The organism is Micromonospora sp. NPDC049274, assembly GCF_040678875.1.
Taxonomy (GTDB): Bacteria; Actinomycetota; Actinomycetes; order Mycobacteriales; family Micromonosporaceae; genus Micromonospora.
Window position 1 is genome coordinate 45,467 of the sequence record NZ_JBFAQS010000012.1, and the last position, 604, is coordinate 46,070.

Here is a 604-nt window from a genome sequence, read left to right on the forward strand (position 1 = left end):
CCGCGAGTTGGTCGCCGGTAACCGCGACGCCTACCTGCCCGACCTCGCCGCGTCGGTGAACAACCACGCGGCCACGTTGGCGGAGGTAGGGCGCCGCGTCGAGGCACCGGCCGTCAGTGAGGAAGCCGTCGACCTCTACCGCGAGTTGGTCGCCGGTAACCGCGACGCCTACCTGCCCGACCTCGCCGCGTCGGTGAACAACCACGCGGCCACGTTGGCGGAGGTAGGGCGCCGTGTCGAGGCGCTGGCCGTCAGCCAGGAAGCCGTCGACCTGCGGCGGGAGTTGGCCGAAGGTAACCGCGACGCCTACCTGCCCGACCTCGCCGCGTCGGTGAACAACCAGGCGAACCGATTGGCGCAGGCAGGCCGGCGTGTCGAGGCACTGGCCGCCAGCCAGGAAGCCGTCGACCTGCGGCGGGAGTTGGCCGAAGGTAACCGCGACGCCTACCTCCCCGACCTCGCCACGTCGGTAAACAACCACGCGAACCGATTGGCGCAGGTGGGGCGCCGTGTTGAGGCGCTGGCCGTCAGCCAGGAAGCCGTCGACCTCTACCGCGAGTTGGCCGCCGGCAGCCGCGACGCCTACCTCCCTGACCTCGCCATC

At 70.9% G+C, this 604-nt stretch carries 1 pseudogene; it reads left to right on the top strand.

Annotated features, from left to right (window positions below):
* A pseudogene (locus AB0K10_RS22235) lies at window positions 1-604 on the top strand (tetratricopeptide repeat protein); the annotation flags it as partial.